Here is a 3,426-nt window from a genome sequence, read left to right as displayed (position 1 = left end):
CTAGGTTTTAGCCGCCTAACCCACCCTACGGTAATGCCCTCGCTGTTGTTTTCCCTAGGTAGAGGAATGCGAGCATCTTGCTCGCTGTTTTTTTCCCTAGCGAGCGAGACGCTCGCACTCCTCGCTTTGGCTCATTTTAGTGGGGTCACGGCCACTCCTATCAACCCTAACCCCGCATTTTTTGCCACAGGTTTTGAGTGCTGTTGTGGGTTTGCTCTGAGAGGGGTAAGAGAAATTCACTCTTAGATAAAACCGTAAGATCGGGGAATTTGATCCCAGATTTGAGGAGAGAGGAAGGTAAGCTTTGCTGGTTAGCTGTGATTAACAGGGGGGAAACTGCATCACTAAATTGGGAGAGTTTGAGGGCTAAATCCGGATTTAAAAACTGATTGATCCATTCCTGAATACCAGAATTTTTAGGACTGAGGTTCGGACTCACCCAGAGATTTGCCCACAGTGCGGTTCCAGATTGGGGAATGATGGCTTTTAGTTTATACCGGTTTAATACGGGGAGAATGTCCGTTGACCATCCCAAAGCTAACCAAGTATCCCCTTCAATTAAAGGTTGTAAGTATTGGTCGGAACTATAAAACTTAACTTGTTGATTCAGTTTTTTCAGGGTGTTGGAGAGGTCAGGAATTGTTTCTAAATCGGGATAATTATAGGAATAACCCAGGGATTTTAGGGTTAAACCAATCACTTCCCTGGGTTGATTGAGTAGGGAAATATGACCTTGTAATTCTTCGCGCCATAAATCAGACCAATCGGTGGGTTCCCAACCCAAGGATTTAAATTTATCGGGTCGATAAACGATCGCCGTGGTTCCCCAACTGTAGGGGACTCCCCAGACTTCTCCATTGGGATCGAGATTCCCTTGGCGATCGCGCATGACTAGGCTTTGCCAATTCGTAGGTAATTGATCCCAAGAAAGCAAAGAGGTATCGAGGGGTTGAATCAGTTGATTGGCGATCGCCTCCGTTAACCAAGCATCTCCAAGGGTGACCAAATCGGGAGCAGGGGGAGCGGTTTGCCAAAAAGCTAAACCCTGAAATCCTCCCTTCCCAGAAGTCTTGGGTTCCTGCTTCAGAGAGGCAAACAGGCGATCGAGTTGGCTAACTGGGATCACTTCTAAACCGGCACTCTCAGGAACAGCTTTTTTGAGTTCATTAATCAAGGTAGCCGGAATCGACCCCTTGAGAATATAAATCCTTAAGCGAGTCGTGGGACTACATCCGGTCGTCAAAACTGAGGATAACGATAGGCTTGAGAGCGCTAAACTGGCTGTTTTCAGACTTCCTGACAAAAAACTTCGACGATCCATAACTGAGAAAATATTAAGTATTTATTTACATTTTTTACTAAAAGTTAAATGATTCAAAAATAAATCAAGAATCTTCTCAAAGCCTATCTAAAATCATAATGAACAATCCTCACCTATAACATCTGGAGTCCCCAATGGAAATCCTAGAAACCCAAATCATGATGCTCATGGAAAAAATAGAAAGCATGTCCCATGCGATAGAACGGCTTAATTCTAAATTCTCTTCCCTAGAATCGCAACCTGGATCAGCCCCTCACGCAGAAGAAGAGAATCATCTGCCAGAAAGGGCTTCGAGTAACCACTCCTATACCCATGACTTATCCGATCTACCCATTTGGGATCATAAAGATGTGTTAATCGATGATGATTATGAGAATCGTCGCGATTTTTCTGAATCTCGATCGGATGCCTATTTATCTCCTGAACTCCAGGTTCAGCGCTTAACGGCTCAACTGACGGCCGCTTATAATCGGATTGCGGCTCTAGAAGAGCAATTACTCTCTAAGCGGATTCATTTATAAGCTGGCTCTAGAGTATGGAGGAATAGCGTTCGATTAAGGTTTCGATCGCCTTAAGAAGATCTTCTTGTGTCCAATTTTGGCCTAGTGTCGCGGCGATCGCGCAACCCCCTGCACCTACTCCTTCTTTGACAAACCCTTGTTCATACACTCGAAGTTGCCGATAGCGAGATCCAGCAAAACTCAGTTGAGTGGCGATCAGGGGAACTGGAGGCAAGAGTTTCGCTAAACCCACCGTATCTCCAGTCGGATCTTCTGCCACCCATCGCGTTGTTCCTACTACCACTTCAGTCTTATCCCAAAGGATATTTTCTTCCTGAGCAATGGCTCCCATTAGAGCATACACCGCTAACATTTGAGTACCGCCAGCCAAAAGTACACCACAATGTTGACTAGCGGCGATCGCCATCCCAGCAGCTACAGGTTGCATGGGATCGCCTACTGCTGCCATTAATTCCCACACGGATCGCTGTTTTTTCCCACCTCCTGCACGCTCTAACCCCTGCTTCACTACCTCGATCTTCTGAGCATGGTTGCAGGTGGGATGACTACTGTTGACTTTACCCGATGCGGGCAATCCTAACCCAGTTAAAATTGCTAAAGCGGTAGTTGTTCCCCCCACCACACATTCACCAATCGTCAAATAATCTGTTTGTTGTGCTAACTGCGCTCCCCATTGGCAACCTTGGTTAAATAAATGACGAACGACCTCTAGATCTAAAGCTTGTCCGCTACTGACACATAAGGCAGGAGTTCCGCCCAAATCTACTGCTTCTACGGGGAGGCGATCGGGTAATCCTGCATTAAACAGGGTAATGGGAATTTGGAGCGCTTCACTAATGGCACGGGAGATAAAAACGGGAGAAATGCCTGCATGTAGGGGAGGTAAGGGATAAGCATATTCAGGATTCACCCCTTTAAGCAAAAATTCAGCATCCGCTAAACAAGTATAACGTCGGTCTTCCGGGGTTGCTCCCGCCGCCGAGATCCCCGGAATTAAAGCTGTTTGGGTAAAGCCGAGAATACAAGCAAAATGCGCTCGACTCCCTCGATACTTCTTTAACCAATGCTCTCCCCGTTCAATCTCAGTATAAATATTGATCATTGTGGTAATATCAAGTTCGGTTTCCGCAAGCGGACATGCAAATGATATCAAATCCGGTGAATCAGTTATAGTATGTCATTGCGAACGGAACGCAGTGGAGTGAAGCAATCCCTTCTATCTCGCTAGTCTCGGCGATTGCTTCCCGGAGGTCGCAATGACAAGTGTTTAACCGGATTTGATATGAGTTAAACTAGCGGGCAAGATGCCCGCACTCCCTCAATCGTTTGTTAAACTAGCGGGCAAGATGCCCGCACTCCCTCAATCGTTTGTTAAACTAGCGGGCAAGATGCCCGCACTCCCTCAATCGTTTGATATTACTGGAGTGGGAGCATCTTGCTCCCTATTCCCCCATCACCCCATCACCCCATCACCCCATCACCCCATCACCCCATCACCCCATCACCCCATCACCCCATCACCCCATCACCCCATCACCCCATCACCCCATCACCCCATCACCCCATCACCCCATCACCCCATCA

4 protein-coding genes are annotated in these 3,426 nt (G+C 47.0%); 2 read left to right on the top strand and 2 right to left on the bottom strand.

What is annotated here, in order from left to right; translation table 11 throughout:
• Positions 1-166 precede the first annotated feature (166 nt).
• A complete protein-coding gene (locus PMG71_RS07835) occupies positions 167-1,321 on the bottom strand; it encodes an extracellular solute-binding protein (protein WP_283753102.1) in 1,155 nt (384 codons plus the stop codon).
• A gap of 134 nt (positions 1,322-1,455) precedes the next feature.
• Here PMG71_RS07835 and PMG71_RS07830 point away from each other — a divergent pair, with 134 nt between their 5' ends.
• Positions 1,456-1,842, top strand: a complete 387-nt coding sequence (locus PMG71_RS07830; RefSeq protein ID WP_283753101.1) for a hypothetical protein — start codon at positions 1,456-1,458, stop codon at positions 1,840-1,842.
• Between the two features lie 7 nt (positions 1,843-1,849).
• Here the strand turns inward: PMG71_RS07830 and cobT are convergent, their stop codons facing one another.
• Entirely contained in the window at positions 1,850-2,944 is a 1,095-nt protein-coding gene (gene cobT, locus PMG71_RS07825; RefSeq protein ID WP_283753100.1) for a nicotinate mononucleotide-dependent phosphoribosyltransferase CobT, read from the bottom strand.
• A gap of 286 nt (positions 2,945-3,230) precedes the next feature.
• Between cobT and PMG71_RS07820 the strand changes: the two genes are divergently transcribed.
• On the top strand, positions 3,231-3,426 hold a 196-nt coding region (locus PMG71_RS07820), incomplete at its 3' end, for a hypothetical protein (protein ID WP_283753099.1).

This window comes from Roseofilum acuticapitatum BLCC-M154, from assembly GCF_030068475.1.
In the GTDB taxonomy this organism is placed as follows: Bacteria; Cyanobacteriota; Cyanobacteriia; order Cyanobacteriales; family Desertifilaceae; genus Roseofilum; species Roseofilum acuticapitatum.
This window is presented reverse-complemented; position numbering and strand designations above follow the sequence as displayed.